Below are 18,661 nucleotides of genomic sequence, written 5' to 3' on the forward strand. Positions count from 1 at the left end.
GACCGGGGCTGCCGGGGCCACCGGCGGCGCGGGCGGCACCGGCGCCGCCGCGGCGGGCGCGGCGGGCGCCGTCCCCAGCCGCTCCGCCTCGGCGGCGAGCGCCGCGTCACCGGCCTCCTGCAGCCACTGCGGCGGGCTCAGCAGGAAGGACGTCGCCTCGACCGGCCCCGGCGCGGGCCGCGCCGCCCCGGCCGGATTGGCCGCGACCGGCCGCCCGTAGGCCTCCTCGTACTGCCGGACCACCTCGTTGACCGGCAGCGCGGGCCACAGCGTGCTCGCGCCGGAGTCCCGGGCGATCACCAGCCGGGCCTCCCCCTCGGCCGCGGCCGTGCCGCCGCCGGGCTGCACCGCCCAGCAGACGAAGCCCAGGTCGAACTCCCGGACCCGCACCTCGCGCTGCCGCTCCTGCGGCACCCCGCCGTTGATCCACTCCTCGGCGAGCTCATGCGCCTGCGCGTACGTCACCACGCCCGGTTCACCCCTGTCCCCATCGTCCCCGCTCGTTCCACACCCCGGCCGACCGGCCGGGCCGCTGCCCGGACCACCGCGCGGGCCACGTCAGCCCACCGGAACGGCGCGCGCGAAGCCGCCGTCCACCATCAGCCCGGCCACCGTCTCCAGCTCCGCCGGACTCCCCGCCAGCCGCAGCAGGAAGGCGTCGAAGTCCTCCCCGCAGGCCAGCAGCAGCCGCCCGACCCGGTCCTCGGCCGCCTCGGGCGCCCCGGTGTCGCGGGCGTCGTCGTAGAGGCAGAACCAGACCGACCCGGCCCGCTCACCGCGCACCTTCAGCGCCACGATGCCGCCCTGGGCGTAGGCGATGCCGAGGTAGTCCTTGGTGAGGTGGTCGCGCAGGCACTTGTTGGCGTAGACGACGTCCTGGGTGCCGTACTCCTCGGTGAGCGTCAGGAACGGCTGGTCCAGCAGCAGTCCGAGCTCCGGGTCGAGCGCCACCCCGACCGGGGCGCGGCCCCCGCCGAGCTTGAGGAAGGTGCGGTAGGCGCCGGGCAGCCGGTAGCCCAGCCGCTCCTCGGCCCGCTGCACGAGGTCCTCGGAGACGCCGATCGGGTCGCCGCCGTCCTTGGCGAGCGAGAAGTGCACCGGCCGCCGCTCCTGCAGCGGCCGGGTGCCGCGGCGCGTGTGGTCGGCGGAGGAGACGGCCAGGCCGCCGTGGTGCCGCAGCAGCGCCTTGACCTCGACCGGGACCAGCTCCATCCGCCGCCAGCCGGGCGCGGCGCCGCCGACCGCGTGGTGCCAGGTCCAGCCCGGCGGGGTGGCGACGGCGGTCTCCAGGTCGGCCCAGAGCGGGTGGCCCTGGGTGAACAGCGCGGCGTTGGCCGAGACGTAGTCGGTCAGCCGCAGCTCGTCGACGCCGAAACCGGCCGGCGGGTCGGCGACCTCGGCGGCCGCGGCGGCGTACGGGCCGAAGTCCGGGTAGCCGTACTCGTCCACCCGGACCCCGGCGGGGTGCCGCTCCGCGCGGACCGGGTCCGGGAACTGCACCACCTGACCTGCGTACGCCGCGTTCGGTGCGGCGGCGACGCCGGGCCGACCTGTCGTCATCTGGGAGCCCCCACTGGCTGCTGCGTGTTCTCCGTTGCGCTTGTCGGCAACCAGCGTAGGGGGTGCGCCCGCGACCCGGTCCCCCGCCCGGCACGCCCGCGCGCGACCCGGGGCGACCGCTGCCCGGACGGCGCGTGCCGCGCGGCTCAGGCCGCCAGCGCCTTGGCCAGCACCTCCACCACCCGCTCCTGCTGCGCGGCGGTGATCTGCGGGTACAGCGGCAGCGTCAGCAGCTCCCCCGCGGCCCGCTCGGCGACCGGGAACGCCCCCTCGCCGTGGCCGAGGTGGCGGAACGCCGGCTGCAGGTGGACCGGCACCGGGTAGTGCACGCCCGCGCCGATCCCGGCCGCGTTCAGCGCGGCCAGCAGGGCGTCCCGCCGCTCGCGGCCCGCACCGATCCGGACGGCGTACAGGTGCCGGACGTGCTCGTTGCCGGGCGCGGTGCGCGGCGCCGCCGCCCCTTCCAGCCCGGCCAGCAGCCGGTCGTAGCGGGCGGCGGCGGCCCGCCGGGCCTCGTTCCAGGCGGGCAGCCGGCGCAGCTTGGCCCGCAGCACGACGGCCTGCAGCGCGTCCATCCGGGAGTTGAAGCCGAACCGCTCGTGCGCGTACTTGCGCGCCGAGCCGTGGTCGCCGATCAGCCGCACGGCGGCGGCCAGGCCGTCGTCGTCGGTGACCACGGCGCCCGCGTCCCCGTAGGCGCCGAGGTTCTTGCCGGGGTAGAAGCTGGTGGCCGCGATCCGGCCGTACAGGGCCCGGCCGTCCTGCCGGGCGCCCTGGGACTGCGCGGCGTCCTCCACCACCGGGCGGTCGCCCGCCAGGTCGAGCAGCGCCGCCATCGGGGCGAACTGGCCGCCCAGGTGGACCGGCAGCAGGGCGACGGCGTCCGCGAGCACCTCGGCGACCCGGGCCGGGTCGATCAGCAGGTACTCGGGATCGGCGTCGACCAGGACCGGGCGCAGACCGGCCCGCTGGACGGCCTCGGCGGTGGCGACGAAGGTGTTGGCGGGCAGCACCACGCCGCCGCCGGGCGGCAGGTCCAGGGCGCGCAGGGCCAGTTCGAGGGCGTCGGTGCCGTTGGCGGCGCCGACGCAGTGCCGGGCGCCGGAGAAGGCCGCGTACTCCTCCTCGAAGCCGGCCACCTCCGGGCCCTTGACGTAGCCGCCGCTCGCGAGCACCCGGTCGAAGCCGGCCCGGACCTCCGCCTCGATCTCGGCGTGCGCGGCCGCGAGGTCGACGAGCGGGACGGGCTGGTCGGTGGTCATCCTGTGGTCTCCCCTGAGCCGATCGATGGGCATGGCGGGTGGACGGACGGGCCGGCGGCCGGTGTCAGCCGAGCGCCGCCCGCAGTGCGGCCGCCACCCGGTCCTGCTGCTCCTCGGTCAGCGCGTGGAACAGCGGCAGGATCAGCGAACGCCGGGTGAGCAGCTCGGTGGCGGGCAGCGGCACCCGGGCGGCCCCCTTGTACGGCGCCTCCAGGTGGGCGGCCATGATGCCGCGCCGGGCCGAGACCCCGGCCCCGGCGAGCCGGGCCAGCAGCTCGGCCCGGTCCGGGGCGCCGTCCGGCGGCAGCACCCAGCAGGACTGGTAGTTGGTGGTGCCGTGCTCCGGGTCGCCGACCAGCCGCAGGCCGGTGCCGGCCAGCAGGTCCCGGTAGCGGGCGGCGAGTTCGCGCCGCCGGGCGACCATCGCGGGCAGCTTGCGCAGCTGCACCAGGCCGACGGCGGCCTGGATGTCGGTCATCCGGTGGTTGAAGCCGATCTCGTCGTACGTCTCCAGCAGGCTCGCGCCGCCGGCCGAGGCGTGCCGGTCGGCCGCCGAGACGCTCATCCCGTGCTCGCGCAGCCGCCGCAGCCGGGCGGCGAGTTCGCCGTCCCGGCAGGTGACCATGCCGCCCTCGCCGGTGGTCAGCAGCTTGCGCGGGTGGAAGGAGTACGCGGCGAGGTCCGCGCCCGCGCCGGCCGGCCGGCCCCGGTACACCGAGCCGGCCGCGCAGGCGGCGTCCTCGACGACGGTGGCGCCGCGCGGTGCGACGGCGGCCCGGATGCCGTCCAGGTCGACCGGCACCCCGCCCTGGTCGACCGCGATCACCGCCCTGGTCCGTTCGGTGAGCAGCGGCTCCACGGTCGCGGCGGTGAGGTTGCCGGTGGCCGGGTCGACGTCGGCGAAGACCGGCACCGCGCCGACGTAGGTGACGGCGTTGGCGGTGGCGATGAAGGACAGCGAGGGGACGACCACCTCGTCCCCCGGCCCGACGCCCGCGCCGATCAGCGCCAGGTGCAGCGCGGTGGTGCAGGAGGAGACCGCGACGGCGTGCTCGACGCCGAGGTGCTCGGCGAAGGCCCGCTCGAACGCGGCGACCCGGGGGCCCTGGGCCACCCAGCCCGAGCGGACCGCCTCGGCGGCGGCCTCGGCCTCCTCCTCGCCGAGCCAGGGCACCATGACCGGGATGTTGGGCAGGACGGGCGTGCTGGACACAGGTGTGCTCCGGAGGTGGCTCAGGCGTGGTCGGGGAGGGATGCGGGGGTGTCCTGCTCGCGCCACCAGGCGACCAGTCGGCGCAGCCCCTCGTCGAGGCCCAGTTCGGGCTTCCAGCCGAGGTCGCGCTCGGCGGCGCCGATGTCCGCGAGCCGCCGGACCACGCCGCCCGCGGTGCCCCGGGCCGGGCCGTGCTCGACGCCCAGGTCGCCGCGGTCCATCGCGGTGAGCAGCGCGTCGGCCAGGCCGCGCAGCGAGACCTCGCTCGCGCTGGCGATGTTGTAGACCCGGTCGGTGACGGGCGCGGCGGCGGCCAGCAGGTTGGCCCGGGCGATGTCCTCGGTGTAGACGAAGTCCATCGTCTGGGCGCCGTCGCCGAAGATCAGCGGCGGCCGGCCGGCGGCTATCCGCTCCATCCAGCGGATGAACACCTCGGTGTAGCGGCCGTGCACGTCCATCCGCGGCCCGTACACGTTGAAGTAGCGCAGCGCGACGTAGTCGAGGCCGGCCATGGCGTGGAAGGAGCGCAGCAGGCCCTCGTTGAAGACCTTGGCCGCCCCGTACAGGGTGTCGTTGTTGTACGGGTGGTGGTTCTCGGGCGTCGGGAAGACCTCGGCGAGGCCGTAGACGGAGGCGGTGGAGGAGGCGACCACCTTGCCGACGCCCACCTCGGCGGCGGCCTCGACCACGTCGAAGGTGCCGTCCACCATGACCTCCAGGGCCAGCCTGGGCTCGCCGGCGCACTGGGTGATGCGGATCGCGGCCAGGTGGAAGAGCAGGTCGGTGCCCGGGTCGAGCAGCCGGCGCAGCAGCGCGCGGTCGCGGATGTCGCCCTCCACCACCCGCAGCTGTCCGGGGGCGGCGATCTCCTGGGCGTACCCGAGGTTGGCCGCCCGGCCGCGGACGAAGTTGTCGAGCACGACCACCTCGCGGGCGCCGGCCTCGATCAGCTGGTCGACCACGGTGGAGCCGATGGTGCCGGCTCCCCCGGTGACCAGGCAGCGGGAGCCCTCGATCTGTACAGCGTTCACCGCGTGGCGGCCCTTTCCTGAGCTTCGGACAGTGCGGGGTCGAGGCCGGTGCCCACCGGGACGGTGGCACCGCCGAGTTCGAGGCTGAGCGAGGCGGCCTCCAGCAGCTGGAGCACCCGCAGGCCGGCCCGGCCGTCGGTGAGCGGAGCGCGGCCCTCGGTGATGGCGACGGCGAACTCGGCCATCACGTTGCGCAGCGCCTCCTGCTCGACCAGGGCGGGGGCGACCATCGAGCCGACCCGGTACGAGATGAGCGCCCGGTGGCGGATCGCGTCGGTCAGCTCGTCGGGCGGGGTGAGGTCCACACCGCGGTCGTGGATCGCGAGCCGGGCCTGCGGGTTGAGGTCGTCCCAGACCAGGGTGCGCCGCGAGCCGCCGATCAGCGTGGTGCGGACCTTGGTCGGCGAGAGCCAGTTGACGTGGCAGTGCGCCAGCGCGCCGTTGCTCAGCCGGACGGTCAGGTAGGCGACGCAGGCCCGGCCGGCGCCGATCGGGTCGGCGCCCTGGGCGGAGACGCCCACGGGCTCGACGCCCGGCGGCAGGACGAAGTCCAGGATGGACAGGTCGTGCGGGGCGAGGTCCCAGAGCACGTCGACGTCCGGCTGGACCAGCCCGAGGTTGATCCGCACCGAGTCGAAGAACTGGACGTCGCCGATCTCCCCGCCGTGCACGAGCTCGCGGATCCGGCGCACCACCGGGGTGTAGCAGAAGGTGTGGTCGCACATCAGCACCAGCCCGCGCTCCTCGGCGAGCGCCACCAGCTCGGCGGCCTCCGCGGCGGAGGTGGTGATCGGCTTCTCCACCAGGACGTGCTTGCCGGCCTCCAGCGCGGCCCGGACCAGCCGGTAGTGCGCGGCGGCCGGGGTGGCCACCGCGACCGCGGCGACCCGTTCGTCGGCCAGCACCTCCTCGAACGAGGTGGTGGCGCGGACGGTGCTGTACTCGCCGAGCACCCGGCGGGACCTCGCCTCGTCCAGGTCGCAGAGCCAGTGCAGGCGCAGCGCCGGCGTCTGCTGCGCGTTGCGGACCAGGTTCGGCCCCCAGTAGCCGGCACCGACCACCGCGATCCCGATCCGGTGCGCCGGTGCGGGCTGCGGCGGCGTGCCCGGTGTGGGCACGTGCTCACCCGGCGCCTCGTTGGCGGTTTCCGTCTCCGTCATCGCAAGACCCCCCTTGCTAGGCGTCAGGGCCCCCCGGCCCCGGCGGCCCCAACGGCCGTGGCGAGCAGCGGCGTTGCCGTTTCCCCCGGAGACCCCCACCGGACCGGCCGACCCCTTGGCTCGCTGCTGGAACGCTACCGGCCGCCGCGGCCACCCGGGGGCGGATTCGGGAAACCGGGGGACGAGTCGTGATGATGCCGTGCGGATCCGGCCAACGTTGCGTGCCCGTCCGCCGGTCGGTTGCGCGCTCCGCACCCCGGATGTGCGGTTGTCAGTGTCGTTTGACAGGCTGGCCCCTGACAGCCGTGCCACACCGGGCCGGGCGGAAGGGCCGGGCGGGAGGCGGACGAACGACGAGCGGGACGACGAGGAGGGCGACGCCATGACCACCGGGGAACCGGCCGGACCGCCGGTGCTGCGCCACCTCCGCGACAGCCTGCTGCCCGCCGTCGCCGCCGCGCTCTCGCTGAAGGGCGGCGAGGTGCACACCCTGGCCGGCGACAAGGCGGACCGCCGCCCCGTGCTGCACCCACTGGTCGGCGACTTCCTCGACGCGCTGCCGCCGGAGCACCGCGAGCGCTTCACCGGCCGCTGCCCGGAGGCGGTCCTGCTCTCCCGGTACCTGAGCGCGGTCGACGGCCGCCGTTCCAAGCGCGCCGCCCGCAAGCCGATGAGCCTGCACGAGGCACGCAAGGCGCTCAAGGGCGCCCGGCTGACCACGGTACGGATCCGCGAGGAGCACGATCCCGCCCACGGCACCCACGCGCCGCCGTGCCGCTCCTGCGCGCCGCTGCTGGAGCACTTCACCGTCCAGAGCGTCGCGGTCGGCCCGGCCGCCGCCGGTTGACCGGCCCGCCGGGCGGCCGCCCCCGCGCCGGCCGCGCCGCGCACCGCCCGTCCCCCGTCCCCGAGCCTCCGGAGGCCGTCCTGAATCCGCCCGCCCCCTCCCCGTCCCCGGCCCCGCCCGGCGGTCCCGCGCTGCGGACCCGCCCGCGCTTCCCGGCCGACGTCGCCGCCGAGCTCAAGGCGGCCGGCTGGCACCCCGGACGCTGGCAGATCCGGCAGGCCGAGGAGTGGGCCGACGCCCTGGTCGGGTACGGCAGCCCGGCCGGCGTCCAGCACGCGGTGTTCCCGGCGGCGGTGGAGGCCTGGGCCGAGTTCGGCGGCCTCGCCTTCGACCTGGCCGGGCCCGGCCGGCAGCTGGCCCGCACGCCCTTCCTGATCGACCCGCTGCGCGGCCTGCACCAGCCGCGCACCCTGGCCGACCTGGGCCGCGCCCTGGACGTCCGGATCGCCCCGCTGGGCGAGGAGGCGTACGGGCAGGCGCTGCTGGCGATCGACGAGGAGGGCCGGGTCTACAGCCTGGACCACACCGGCGAGTGGTTCCTCGGCCAGGGCATCGACCAGGCGATCAGCGCGCTGGTCCTGGGCACCGCCCCGGAACGGCTGCGCACCGCGGACGAGGTCTGACGGGCGCGCCCCGGAGGGACGGTTCCTAGACCAGCCGGTCCTGGCGGACCGCCAGCCGGGACGGCAGCACGGCCTCCACCCGGAAGCCGCCGTCCCGCTCCGGCCCCGCCGAGAAGGTGCCGCCGAGCGCGACCACCCGCTCGCGCATCCCGACCAGCCCGTTGCCGCCGCTGGGCAGCGCGGCGGCGGCCCGTTCGCCGCCGGGACAGGCGTTCACCACGCTCACCCGCACCCCGTTCGGCGCGTAGGCGAGCAGCACCGACACCTGGGCGCCGCCGGCGTGCTTGTGCGCGTTGGTCAGCCCTTCCTGCACCACCCGGTAGGCGGTCTGCTCCGCCTCGCCGACGAACTCCTGCCGGCTGCCGCTGACGGTCAGGGTGACGGCCATCCCGGCCGCCCGGGACTGGTCGACCAGCCGCGGCAGCCCGGCCAGGGAGTCCGGCTCCGACGTGCTCTCCTCGGACATCCGCAGCACGCCGAGGATCTCCCGCAGCTCGTTGAGCGCCTGCCGGCCGACCTCGCCCATCAGCTTGGCGCTCTGCGCCGCCCTCTCCGGGTCCTTGGCGACGATCCGCTCCAGCGCCCCGGCGTGCACCACCATCAGCGAGACCCGGTGCGCCACCACGTCGTGCATCTCCCGGGCGATCCGGGTGCGCTCCTCCAGCCGGGCCCGGCGGGCCCGCTCCCGGGCCTGCTCGGCCAGCAGGTCCAGTTCGGTCTCCAGCCCGTGCGCGCGGTCCTTGAGCGACTCGATCAGCCGCCGCCGGGCCCCGACGTACAGGCCGGTCACCACCGGCGCCGCGGTCGCGCCGGCCGCCACCAGCAGCGACAGCACCAGCTGGCCCCAGAACGGCGGCTGCTCGACCACCGGTTCGCCGGGGTTGGACATCGACATCAGGATCACCCAGGCCGTCTCGGCGTAGGCGAGCGCCGAGAGCGCCACCACCCGCCGGCGGCGCGAGGGCCACTCCCAGGTCTCGGCCAGCGTGTAGAGCGCGACCAGCAGCAGCACCATGCTGGGGACCGCGGGCATGACGAGCAGGGCCACCACCACCGGGACGGCCGGCCAGCGCCGCCGCACCACCAGGGTGGCGCCGGCCATCGCGGCGAACGCCCCGATCCCGATCTCGGCCGCCGCGCTGAGGTGGATCCGGCTCCCGATGGACGAGATCGAGCTGCCCGCGCACTCCAGCGCGGCCAGCGCGGCGAGCCCGGCGTCCAGGAGGGCGCTGCGCCGACGCGGCCACCACAAGAACGACGACCGGTCCCGCGTGCGCTCCCCAGGCGACTTGCTCATGCCCCACAGACTACGGCGCGCCCCCGGCCCCTACCCACCGGGTCGTGCCGGAAACCCGCACGCCGTCCCAAGTGGTCCAGACCACATACGGTCCCGGGGCATGCCTGTCCGCCATCCGGCCACTTCGCGGACAGCGCCCCGACCGACACCTATGCTGGTCGCGTCGGACAGCGCGGTCCGCACGCGTCACACCCGCCACACGCGGGGCGACCCTGTGACGATGAGCCGTTGCCGAACACCCCACCACCCCGAGGGAGCCAGCCGTGACCGCTCCGGTCCCCAGCCAGGCGGACAACCCGACCCCCGTGGTCGCCGACAACGCCGCATTGCGCGCGGACATCCGTCGCCTCGGCGACCTGCTCGGCGAGACGCTGGTCCGCCAGGAAGGCCCCCAGCTGCTCGGCCTGGTCGAACAGGTCCGGCTGCTCAGCCGCACCGACGGCGAGGCCACCGCCGAACTGCTCTCCGACATCGACCTGGACACCGCCGCCAAGCTGGTGCGCGCCTTCTCCACCTACTTCCACCTCGCCAACGTCACCGAGCAGGTGCACCGCGGCCGCGAGTTCGCCACCCGCCGCGCCCGCGAGGGCTCGCTGCTCGCGCAGACCGCCGACCAGCTGGCCGACGCCGACCCCAAGCACCTCGGGGACACCCTGGCCCACCTGGCCGTCCGCCCGGTCTTCACCGCGCACCCGACCGAGGCCGCCCGCCGCAGCGTCCTCAACAAGCTGCGCCGGATCGGCGAGCTGCTGGACCGCATCCACCGCGAGGAGATCGCCGCCGGCCTCTCCCAGGCCGACCCCGCGCGCACCTCCTCCGTCCGCCGCCAGGCCGACCGCCGCCTCGCCGAGGTCATCGACCTGCTCTGGCAGACCGACGAGCTGCGCATCGCCCGCCCGGAGCCCACCGACGAGGCCCGCAACGCCGTCTACTACCTCGACGAGCTCTACCGCGACGCCGTCCCGCAGGTCCTGGAGGAGCTGCACGAGGAGCTCGCCCGGGTCGGCCTGGAGCTGCCCGACGGCGTGCGCCCGCTCACCTTCGGCACCTGGATCGGCGGCGACCGCGACGGCAACCCCAACGTCACCCCGCAGGTCACCTGGGACGTCCTCAACCTCCAGCACGAGTACGGCATCAAGGACGCCCTCGCCGCCATCGACGACCTGCGCAGCACCCTCTCCACCTCGGAGCGGCTGGCCGGCGCCTCCGTCGAGCTGCTCGCCTCGCTCAACACCGACCTCCACCTGCTCCCCGAGCTGAGCCCGCGCTACAAGCGGATGAACGCCGAGGAGCCGTACCGCCTCAAGGCCACCTGCATCCGGCTCAAGCTGGAGAACACCCGCGAGCGCCTGGCCGGCGGCACCCCGCACGTCGAGGGCCGCGACTACCTCGGCACCCGCGAGCTGATCGCCGACCTCCGGATGATCCAGGACTCGCTGCGCGCCCACCGCGGCGGGCTGATCGCCGACGGCCGGCTCGCCCGCGCCATCCGCACCGTCGAGGCGTTCGGCCTCCAGCTCGCCACCATGGACGTGCGCGAGCACGCCGAGGCCCACCACCACGCGCTCGGCCAGCTCTTCGACCGGCTCGGCGAGGAGGCCTGGCGCTACGCCGACATGCCCCGCGAGTACCGCCAGCGGCTGCTCGCCAAGGAGCTGCGCTCGCGCCGCCCGCTCGCCCCCACCCCGGCCCCGCTGGACGCCGCCGGCGCCAAGACCCTCGGCGTCTTCACCACCATCCGCGAGGGCTTCGAGCGGTTCGGCGACGAGATCGTCGAGTCGTACATCATCTCGATGTGCCAGGGCGCCGACGACGTCTTCGCCGCCACCGTGCTGGCCCGCGAGGCCGGTCTGATCGACCTGCACGCCGGGATCGCCAAGATCGGCATCGTGCCGCTGCTGGAGACCACCGACGAGCTGCAGCAGGCCGACCGGATCCTCGACGAGATGCTCTCCGACCCCTCCTACCGGCTGCTCGTCTCGCTGCGCGGCGACGTCCAGGAGGTCATGCTCGGCTACTCCGACTCCTCGAAGTTCGGCGGCATCACCACCTCCCAGTGGGAGATCCACCGCGCCCAGCGCCGGCTGCGCGACGTCGCCCACCGCTACGGCATCCGGCTGCGGCTCTTCCACGGCCGCGGCGGCACCGTCGGCCGCGGCGGCGGCCCCTCGCACGAGGCCATCCTGGCCCAGCCGTGGGGCACCCTGGAGGGCGAGATCAAGGTCACCGAGCAGGGCGAGGTGATCTCCGACAAGTACCTGCTGCCCTCGCTGGCCCGGGAGAACCTCGAACTGACCCTCTCCGCCACGCTGGCCGCCTCGGCGCTGCACACCGCCCCGCGCCAGGCCCCCGAGGAGCTGGCCCGCTGGGACGCCGCCATGGACCGGGTCTCGGAGGCCGCGCACACCTCCTACCGGGCCCTGGTCGAGCAGGACGACCTGCCGAAGTACTTCTTCGCCGCCACCCCGGTCGACCAGCTCGCCTCGCTGCACCTGGGCTCCCGCCCGTCCCGCCGCCCCGACTCCGGCGCCGGCCTGGACGGCCTGCGGGCCATCCCGTGGGTGTTCGGCTGGACCCAGTCCCGCCAGATCGTCCCGGGCTGGTACGGCGTCGGCGCGGGCCTGGCCGCCGCCCGCGAGGCGGGCCTGGGCGACGTGCTGGACGAGATGTACGGCCAGTGGCACTTCTTCCGCAACTTCCTGTCCAACGTCGCCATGACGCTGGCCAAGACCGACCTGCGGATCGCCCGCCACTACGTCGAGCAGCTGGTGCCCGCCGGACTGCACCACGTCTTCGAGCAGATCCAGGCCGAGCACGACCTCACCCTGCGCGAGGTGCTCCGCCTCACCGGGGAGAACGAGCTGCTGGAGCACAACCCGGTGCTCAAGCAGACCTTCGCGGTCCGCGACGCCTACCTCGACCCGATCTCCTACCTGCAGGTCGCGCTGCTGCGCCGGCAGCGCGAGGAGGTCGCCACCGGCCGCCCCGAGGACCCGCTGCGGGCCCGGGCGCTGCTGCTGACCGTCAACGGCATCGCCGCCGGCCTGCGCAACACCGGCTGACCGGCGCTCCCCGGGACGCCACAGGGCCCCGGGGGGGGGGGGGGCGCCCCGCCGGGGCCCGGGGCCGATCGGCCGTTCCCGCTGTTGCCTCGCGTGCTCAGAAGGCGGTCCGCACCGGCGGGCGGACGCCGCGGAACTCCCAGTCGCCGCCGAGCGCCGTGGAGAGGACCTCCTCGGAGGCCGTGACCTGGGCGCCGACGTCGGTGCGGACCGGGGTGGGACCGGTGACCACGTGGTTGCGCAGGCGGCCCAGGCCCTCGGCCTCGACCTCGACGACGTCGCCGGGCCGCACCGGGCGGGAGTTGGCGGGGGTGCCGGAGAGCAGGACGTCGCCGGGGTGCAGGGTGATGGTGCGGGCGATGTCGGCGACCAGGTAGTGCATGTCCCACTCCATCTCGTCGGTGGAGCCGTCCTGGACGAGCACGCCGTTGACGTAGGTGCGCAGGTACTTGCCGCGGAAGTCCCAGTCGGTGACCAGGCCCGGCCCGATCGGGCCGAGGGTGTCGGAGCCCTTGACCCGGAGCATCGAGCCGGCGTCGGTGTCGCGGAAGTCGTGCAGGCCGAAGTCGTTGGCCACGGTGTACCCGGCGATGTACGCCCCGGCGTCGGCGGGGGCGATGTTGCGGCAGGTGCGGCCGATCACGATCGCCACCTCGCCCTCGTAGTTCAGGTAGTGGCAGCCCTCGGGGCGGACGACCGCGCCGCCGTGGGCGTTGAGGGCGGAGACCGGCTTGTGGAAGTAGGTCGGGGCCGGGGTGAGCCGGATGCCGAACTCCTCGACCCGGCTGCGGTGGTTGAGGTGGACGGCGACGATCTTGCCCGGGACGACGGGCGGCAGGTGGTGGGCGGTCTCGGCGTCGACCCGGCGGCCGTCGCCGGCCACCAGCTCCCCGCCCTCGCGGCGCACCTCGACGGCCGCGCCGTCCAGGAGGATCCGGCGGTACTCAGGCATGGACGGTCTCCTCGTGGGGGTCGACGTGGTGGTGCGGGTCGTGCCGGAGGGCGGAGCCGGCGGCCGGCGCGGTCCAGCCCGCCGCCGGGCGGTCGAACCAGAGCAGCGCCTGCCCGGTGCCGACCGAGTTCTCGTACTCCCCGTACTGCCGCGCGGGCGCGGTGCAGTGCTGCTCGCCGAGGGCTCCGGCCAGCATCAGGTAGTGGCCGAAGCGGGCCTCGGGCTTGAACCGCTGGAAGTCGTCCATGGTGGCGAGCACCCGGTCGTGTCGGCCGTCGCGGAACCAGGCGATCCGCTGCTCGTCGGCGGCCCGCGCCTCGGGGGTGAAGATGTGCGACGGGTCGCTGGACTCGTGGTCGCGCAGTTGGCGCAGCGGCCAGAAGGTGTGCGACAGCGCGCCCGAGGCGATCACCAGGACCTTGCGGTCGACGGCCGCGATGCCGTCGGCGAGCGCCCGGCCGAGCCGCAGGTGGTCCTCGGCGTCGCCGGTCTGGCAGACCCCGATGCTGAGCCAGCGCTTGTCCGGCAGGCCCTCGCCGAGGTACTTCCAGAGGTTGATCGTGGCGTAGTGGACGGGCAGGCAGGGGTCGTCGATCGGGGTGATCCAGGTGTCGTGGCGGTCGGCGAACCGGGCCACCGAGTGGGCGAGTTCCTGGTCCCCGGGGTAGTCGTAGAGCATCCGGCGCATGCCGCGCGGCAGTTCGTCCGAGGTGAACAGGCCGGCCCGGTGCTGCTGGGCCGCGATCACGAACTCGACGGTGGTGGCCCAGTGCGAGTCCAGGACGACGACGGTGTCGTAGTCGAGGGTCTCGAAGACGTCCCGGCGCAGCTCGCGCAGGCCGGTGACCAGGGTGACCTCCCGGCCCTCGTTGAGTTCGCGCCGGGTCGCCTCGGGCAGCACGATGGTGGGCACGTGGGCGAGCAACCCGGCGCCGACGATCTCACCCATGGTCCGCCCACCCCCTCGGCGCGGTGACGGTGTTGCGCAGGTCGCCGTAGAAGTCGAAGCTCCAGTCGCCGCCCTCGCGGCCGATCCCGGACTCGCGGGAGCCGCCGAAGGGGGCGCGCAGGTCGCGGACGAAGAAGCAGTTCACCCAGACGGTGCCGGCCACCAGCCGGTCGGCGACCCGGTCGGCGCGGGCCCGGTCGCCGGTGGCGACGGTGGCGGCGAGGCCGAAGCGGGTGCCGTTGGCCAGTGCCACCGCCTCCTCCTCGGTGGCGAAGGTCTGCAGGGTGAGCACCGGGCCGAACACCTCCTCCTGGACGATCTCGGAGTCCTGGCGGACGTCGGTCAGCAGGGTCGGCCGGTAGTACAGGCCGCCCAGCTCGTCGTTGGGGCCGCCGCCGAACACGGCGCGGGCGCCGGCGGCCAGGGCGCGCCGCACGAAGCCGTCGATCCGCTCCAGCTGGCGCGGGTGGACGTTGGGGCCGAGGTCGGTCTCCTCCGCGCGCGGGTCTCCCTGGCGCAGTGCGGCGGCGCGGGCGGTGAGCCGGGCGGTGAACTCCTCGGCCACCGAGGACTCCACGAGCAGCCGGGTGGCGGCCAGGCAGACCTGCCCGGCGTTGTCGAACTGCTCGACGGCCAGGTCGGCGGCGAGGTCGAGGTCGGCGTCGGCGAAGACCAGCAGCGGGGACTTGCCGCCGAGCTCCAGGCTGACCGGGGTGAGGTTGCGCCCGGCGGCCTCGGCGATCCGCCGGGCGGTGGGGACGGATCCGGTGAAGCTGATCCGCCGCACCCCGGGGTGGGCGGTGAGCGGCGCGCCGACCTCGGCGCCCAGGCCCTGGACGACGTTGAGGACGCCGTCGGGCAGTCCGGCGGCCGCCGTGATGTCGGCGAGCAGCGAGGCGGTGAGCGGCGACCACTCGGCGGGCTTGAGGACGGCGGTGTTGCCGGCCGCGAGGGCGGGGGCGACCTTCCAGCTGGCCAGCATCAGCGGGGCGTTCCAGGGGGTGATCAGGACGGTCGGTCCGGCCGGGTCCCAGCTGACCCGGTTGGTGTGCCCGCGGGTGTCCAGGCCGGGGTGGCCGAGGGCGAGCAGCCGGTCGGCGAAGAACCGGAAGTTGTGGGCGACCCGGGGCATGACGCCGCGCCGGTGGGAGCGGAGCAGGGCGCCGTTGTCGGCGGTCTCGACGGCCGCCAGCTCCTCCAGCCGGGCCTCGACGCCGTCGGCGACCGCGTGCAGCAGCCGGGCGCGTTCGGCGGGCGCGGTGGCGGCCCAGCCGGGGAAGGCGGCGGTGGCGGCGGCGACGGCCGCGTCCGCCTCGGCGGCGGTGCCCCGCGCGATCCTGGCCAGCTCGGCGCCGTCGATCGGGGAGTGGTCGGCGAAGGTGTCGGCGGAGGCGACGCGGCGTCCGCCGATCCAGTGCCGGGTGTCCACGGGGACCCCGGCCACCGTCGCGAGGTGGGGCGGCGCCTCGGCGGCGGCCGCAGGGTGGACGGACATGCGCGCCCTCCTGGTTCTCGTTTGGCTCCAAACAACGTAGGGCCCGGAATCCGTGGAGGTCAACCCTTGGAAGCGGTCGGGTCCTTGGTTATCGTTTGCCTCCAAATGACATTCCGGCGGCCCTACCGCCGCCGCGAGTTCGACCGGAGGCACCGTGACGGGCGCACCCCACGACGACGACGACACCTACGAGGACTGGCAGCGGCGCGCCCGCGCGCTCGCCCTCCCCACCGCCCACCTCATCGGCGGCGCCCCGGAACCGGGCGGCGGCGCCACCTTCACGGTGGTCTCCCCGCGCGACGGCCGCCCGCTGGCCGAGGTCGCCGCCGGCGGGGAGGCGGAGGCGGACGCCGCCGTCGCCGCCGCCCGCCGGGCCTTCGACCGCGGCCCCTGGCCCCGGCTCGCCCCCGCCGAGCGCGGCCGTGCGCTCCAGCGGCTCGCCGACCTGGTCGAGCACCACCGTGACGAACTCGCCCTGCTGATCAGCCTGGAGATGGGCAAGCCGGTCACCGAGGCGCGCGACATCGAACTGCGCGCCGTCGCCGCCACCTTCCGCTGGTACGGCGAACTCGCCGGCAAGCTGACCGACGAGGCCCCGCACACCCCCGGCGACGCGCTCGCCCTGGTCACCCGGGAACCGGTCGGCGTGGTGGCGGCCGTCGTGCCCTGGAACTTCCCGCTCACCATGGCTGCCTGGAAGACCGCGCCCGCCCTCGCCGCCGGATGCACCGTCGTCCTCAAGCCCGCCGAGCAGTCCCCGCTGTCCGCGCTGCGCCTGGGCGCGCTGGCCGCCGAGGCCGGACTGCCCGACGGCGTCCTCAACGTCCTGGCCGGCCAGGGCCCCGAGGCCGGGCGCGCGCTCGGCCGCCACCCGGACGTCGACGCACTGGCCTTCACCGGCTCCACCGAGGTCGGGCGGCACTTCCTGCGGTACGCCGCCGACTCCAACCTCAAGCGGGTCTGGCTCGAACTCGGCGGAAAGTCCCCGAACATCGTGCTGCCCGACGCCCCCGACCTGGAGCGGGCGGCGGCCACCGCCGCCTGGGGGATCTTCTTCAACCAGGGTGAGATGTGCACCGCGCCGTCCCGGCTGCTGGTGCACCGGGCGGTCGCCGACCGGGTGGTGGACGCCGTGGTCGAGCGCGCCCGCACGCTGCGGATCGGCGACCCGCTCGACCCGGCCACCGAGATGGGCCCGCTGGTCACCGCCGCCCACCGCGAGCGCGTCCTCGGGCACATCGCGGCCGCCCACCGGGACGGCGCCCGGCTGCGGGCCGGCGGGGAGGCGGCGCTGCCCGGGACCGGTGGCCCCTACCTGCGGCCCACCGTCTTCGACCGGGTCGGCCCGCAGATGCGGCTCGCCCGCGAGGAGGTGTTCGGCCCGGTGCTCGCCGTGCAGGTCTTCGACACCCCCGAGGAGGCCGTCCGGATCGCCAACGACAGCGTCTACGGGCTCGCCGCGGGCCTGTGGACGGCCGACCTCTCCACCGCGCACCGGATGTCCCGGGCGCTGCGGGCGGGCACCGTCTGGGTCAACTGCTACGAGGAGGGCGGACTCGAAGTGCCCTTCGGCGGCGTCCGGCAGTCCGGGCACGGGCGGGACAAGTCCGCGCACGCGCTGGACAAGTACACCGACCTCAAGACCACCTGGATCCGGCTGTGAGCGGGCCGCGGCCGCTGATCGCGCTGCCCGCCCGCCACTCGGGCTCCGCCTCGGCGCTGCGCTACGCCGCCGTGGTGGCCGCCGAGGCGCTCGCCGAGGCCGTCTACCGGGCCGGCGGGGAGCCGTTCGTGATGCTGCCCGCCGGGCCCCGCGCCCCCGGGCCCGCCGGGGCCGAGGAGGTCGCCGAGCGGCTCGCGCGCTGCTCCGGCCTGCTGCTGCCCGGCGGCGGGGACCTCGATCCGGCGCACTACGGCGAGACCGCCCGGCACCCCGAGGTCTACGACCTGCACGCGGGCCAGGACGCCTTCGACCTCGCGCTCGCCGGGTACGCCCTGCTGGCCGGGCTGCCGACGCTCGCCGTCTGCCGCGGCCTGCAGGTCGTCAACACGGTGCTCGGCGGCACCCTGGAGCAGGACATGGGCGGCCCCGGGCGCGACCACCGGCACGTGCTGCACCCGATCGCGCCGGCGGCCGGGAGCCTGCTGGCCGGGCTGGCCGGCCCGGGGGAGCGGGAGGTCTCCTGCTACCACCACCAGCGGGTGGCCCGGCTCGGCCGGGGGCTGCTGGTGACGGGGCGGGCCGCCGACGGCACCGTCGAGGCGGTCGAACTCGCCGAGCCGGCCGGGTGGTTCCTCGGTGTGCAGTGGCACCCGGAGGACACCGCGGCCGACGACCCGGCCCAGCAGGCGGTGTTCGACGCCCTGGTCGAGGCGGCGGCCGCCGAGGGCCGCCGGGGCTGAGCGCACGACGCGAGGGCCCCGTCCAGCCGTGGACGGGGCCCTCTGCGGTGCGGTGGTGCGTCGTGCGGTGCGTCAGGCGTCGCGCCGGCGGCGCCCGCCCGGGCGCGGCGGCGGGGGAGCGTCGGCGGTCAGCTCGGCGCGGCGGGCCTCGCCGTCCTGCTCCAGGGTGCCGACGACCCGGCGCAGCAGGCCGGCCAGCTGCTCGCACTCCTCGTCGGAGAGCGCGCCGGCCACGAAGGCCTCCTCCTGGTTGAAGCGCGGGAACAGACCGGCCATCAGCTCCTCGCCGGCCGGGGTCAGCCGCAGCAGCACCATCCGCCCGTCCGACGGGTGGCCGACCCGCTCGACCAGGCCGCGCGACTCCAGGGTGCGGGCGACCCCGGTGAGCGTGCCCTTGGAGATGCCCGCCTCCTCGGCGACGTAGCGGGTCTCCATCTCACCCCAGATCCAGACCACCCAGAGGACCACGAAGGACGTCCAGGTCAGCTGCGCGCCGCGCAGGACGGAGTTCTCCAGGTGCTGGCGGACGGCGGCGGCCGCGCGGTGGATGTTGCCGACGGCGGCCATCTGGGCGTGCAGCAGCGGCACCCCGCCCAGTTTGGCCCGGACGGCCTGCTCGGTCTCCTCGATGGTGCGGTTGGTCACCGGTGGTCCCCTCCCCGCGGCGGGCCGCGGTCGTGTCGTCGGGCCGAATCTAGCGCGCCGGGCATTCCATTTGCACCCGTACGACTCGGCGGGGGCGGCGGGGGGGGGGGGGGGCGCCCCGCCCCCCCCGGGGGGGGGGGGGGGGGGCCCAGCCCCCCGGCG

Annotated in this window: 15 protein-coding genes and 1 pseudogene; 5 read left to right on the top strand and 11 right to left on the bottom strand. The window is 75.6% G+C overall.

Going from position 1 to position 18,661, the window contains the following annotated elements; all coding sequences use genetic code 11:
- The 6 genes and pseudogenes from ACFVFS_RS37980 to ACFVFS_RS38005 form a co-directional block, all read right to left on the bottom strand.
- Positions 1-468, bottom strand: a pseudogene (locus ACFVFS_RS37980) (hypothetical protein); the annotation flags it as partial.
- Positions 469-558: 90 nt separating this feature from the next.
- The gene (locus ACFVFS_RS37985) at positions 559-1,560 is read right to left on the bottom strand and encodes an SMI1/KNR4 family protein (protein ID WP_380629571.1); all 1,002 of its coding nucleotides are present in this window, start codon (positions 1,558-1,560) and stop codon (positions 559-561) included.
- 146 nt (positions 1,561-1,706) lie between these two features.
- On the bottom strand, positions 1,707-2,822 hold the full coding sequence (locus ACFVFS_RS37990) for a DegT/DnrJ/EryC1/StrS family aminotransferase (RefSeq protein WP_380629572.1): 1,116 nt from the start codon (positions 2,820-2,822) through the stop codon (positions 1,707-1,709).
- A 64-nt stretch (positions 2,823-2,886) separates the two neighbouring features.
- Positions 2,887-4,035 carry a DegT/DnrJ/EryC1/StrS family aminotransferase gene (locus ACFVFS_RS37995; protein WP_380629573.1) on the bottom strand — a complete coding sequence of 383 codons (1,149 nt, stop codon included), beginning with the start codon at positions 4,033-4,035 and terminating at the stop codon, positions 2,887-2,889.
- A gap of 20 nt (positions 4,036-4,055) precedes the next feature.
- On the bottom strand, positions 4,056-5,066 hold the full coding sequence (locus ACFVFS_RS38000) for an NAD-dependent epimerase/dehydratase family protein (RefSeq protein WP_380629574.1): 1,011 nt from the start codon (positions 5,064-5,066) through the stop codon (positions 4,056-4,058).
- A complete protein-coding gene (locus ACFVFS_RS38005) occupies positions 5,063-6,226 on the bottom strand; it encodes a Gfo/Idh/MocA family protein (protein WP_380629576.1) in 1,164 nt (387 codons plus the stop codon). Before ACFVFS_RS38005 ends, ACFVFS_RS38000 begins: the two co-directional genes overlap by 4 nt.
- A gap of 382 nt (positions 6,227-6,608) precedes the next feature.
- Here ACFVFS_RS38005 and ACFVFS_RS38010 point away from each other — a divergent pair, with 382 nt between their 5' ends.
- Together ACFVFS_RS38010 and ACFVFS_RS38015 are read left to right on the top strand one after the other, a co-directional pair.
- Entirely contained in the window at positions 6,609-7,073 is a 465-nt protein-coding gene (locus ACFVFS_RS38010) for a YwqJ-related putative deaminase (protein WP_380629577.1), read from the top strand.
- Positions 7,074-7,204: 131 nt separating this feature from the next.
- A complete protein-coding gene (locus tag ACFVFS_RS38015) occupies positions 7,205-7,696 on the top strand; it encodes an SUKH-3 domain-containing protein (protein ID WP_380629586.1) in 492 nt (163 codons plus the stop codon).
- A gap of 25 nt (positions 7,697-7,721) precedes the next feature.
- Here the strand turns inward: ACFVFS_RS38015 and ACFVFS_RS38020 are convergent, their stop codons facing one another.
- On the bottom strand, positions 7,722-8,993 hold the full coding sequence (locus ACFVFS_RS38020; RefSeq protein ID WP_380629578.1) for a sensor histidine kinase: 1,272 nt from the start codon (positions 8,991-8,993) through the stop codon (positions 7,722-7,724).
- 263 nt (positions 8,994-9,256) lie between these two features.
- Between ACFVFS_RS38020 and ppc the strand changes: the two genes are divergently transcribed.
- The gene (gene ppc / locus ACFVFS_RS38025) at positions 9,257-12,055 is read left to right on the top strand and encodes a phosphoenolpyruvate carboxylase (RefSeq protein WP_380629579.1); all 2,799 of its coding nucleotides are present in this window, start codon (positions 9,257-9,259) and stop codon (positions 12,053-12,055) included.
- Positions 12,056-12,152: 97 nt separating this feature from the next.
- Here the strand turns inward: ppc and ACFVFS_RS38030 are convergent, their stop codons facing one another.
- The 3 genes from ACFVFS_RS38030 to ACFVFS_RS38040 are packed head-to-tail and all read right to left on the bottom strand — an operon-like array spanning position 12,153 to position 15,451.
- Positions 12,153-13,007, bottom strand: coding sequence for a fumarylacetoacetate hydrolase family protein (locus ACFVFS_RS38030; RefSeq protein WP_380629580.1), 855 nt, complete (start codon positions 13,005-13,007; stop codon positions 12,153-12,155).
- Positions 13,000-13,956 carry a 3,4-dihydroxyphenylacetate 2,3-dioxygenase gene (locus ACFVFS_RS38035; protein WP_380629581.1) on the bottom strand — a complete coding sequence of 319 codons (957 nt, stop codon included), beginning with the start codon at positions 13,954-13,956 and terminating at the stop codon, positions 13,000-13,002. Before ACFVFS_RS38035 ends, ACFVFS_RS38030 begins: the two co-directional genes overlap by 8 nt.
- The gene (locus tag ACFVFS_RS38040; protein WP_380629582.1) at positions 13,949-15,451 is read right to left on the bottom strand and encodes an aldehyde dehydrogenase family protein; all 1,503 of its coding nucleotides are present in this window, start codon (positions 15,449-15,451) and stop codon (positions 13,949-13,951) included. The genes ACFVFS_RS38035 and ACFVFS_RS38040 overlap by 8 nt, the downstream gene beginning before the upstream one ends.
- Positions 15,452-15,605: 154 nt before the next feature.
- On the opposite strand from ACFVFS_RS38040, the gene ACFVFS_RS38045 reads away from it, so the two are divergent.
- Entirely contained in the window at positions 15,606-17,114 is a 1,509-nt protein-coding gene (locus ACFVFS_RS38045; protein ID WP_380629583.1) for an aldehyde dehydrogenase, read from the top strand.
- Positions 17,111-17,854 (top strand): gamma-glutamyl-gamma-aminobutyrate hydrolase family protein, encoded by a 744-nt coding sequence (locus ACFVFS_RS38050; protein ID WP_380629584.1) that lies wholly within the window; start codon positions 17,111-17,113, stop codon positions 17,852-17,854. The genes ACFVFS_RS38045 and ACFVFS_RS38050 overlap by 4 nt, the downstream gene beginning before the upstream one ends.
- A 72-nt stretch (positions 17,855-17,926) precedes the next feature.
- Here the strand turns inward: ACFVFS_RS38050 and ACFVFS_RS38055 are convergent, their stop codons facing one another.
- Positions 17,927-18,499 (bottom strand): MarR family winged helix-turn-helix transcriptional regulator, encoded by a 573-nt coding sequence (locus ACFVFS_RS38055; protein WP_380629585.1) that lies wholly within the window; start codon positions 18,497-18,499, stop codon positions 17,927-17,929.
- Between the last annotated feature and the right edge of the window lie 162 nt (positions 18,500-18,661).

Origin of the sequence: Kitasatospora sp. NPDC057692 (genome assembly GCF_042799475.1) — a bacterium.
Taxonomy (GTDB): domain Bacteria; phylum Actinomycetota; class Actinomycetes; order Streptomycetales; family Streptomycetaceae; genus Kitasatospora.

What these genes read in the sequence shown, in the direction of transcription:
- ACFVFS_RS38040 (WP_380629582.1), bottom strand. Translation starts at nt 15,451, where the DNA reads ATGTCCGTCCACCCTGCGGCCGCCGCCGAGGCGCCGCCCCACCTCGCG.
- ACFVFS_RS38030 (WP_380629580.1), bottom strand. Translation starts at nt 13,007, where the DNA reads ATGCCTGAGTACCGCCGGATCCTCCTGGACGGCGCGGCCGTCGAGGTG.
- ACFVFS_RS38020 (WP_380629578.1), bottom strand. Translation starts at nt 8,993, where the DNA reads ATGAGCAAGTCGCCTGGGGAGCGCACGCGGGACCGGTCGTCGTTCTTG.
- ACFVFS_RS38005 (WP_380629576.1), bottom strand. Translation starts at nt 6,226, where the DNA reads ATGACGGAGACGGAAACCGCCAACGAGGCGCCGGGTGAGCACGTGCCC.
- ACFVFS_RS38010 (WP_380629577.1), top strand. Translation starts at nt 6,609, where the DNA reads ATGACCACCGGGGAACCGGCCGGACCGCCGGTGCTGCGCCACCTCCGC.
- ACFVFS_RS37990 (WP_380629572.1), bottom strand. Translation starts at nt 2,822, where the DNA reads ATGACCACCGACCAGCCCGTCCCGCTCGTCGACCTCGCGGCCGCGCAC.
- ACFVFS_RS37985 (WP_380629571.1), bottom strand. Translation starts at nt 1,560, where the DNA reads ATGACGACAGGTCGGCCCGGCGTCGCCGCCGCACCGAACGCGGCGTAC.
- ACFVFS_RS38035 (WP_380629581.1), bottom strand. Translation starts at nt 13,956, where the DNA reads ATGGGTGAGATCGTCGGCGCCGGGTTGCTCGCCCACGTGCCCACCATC.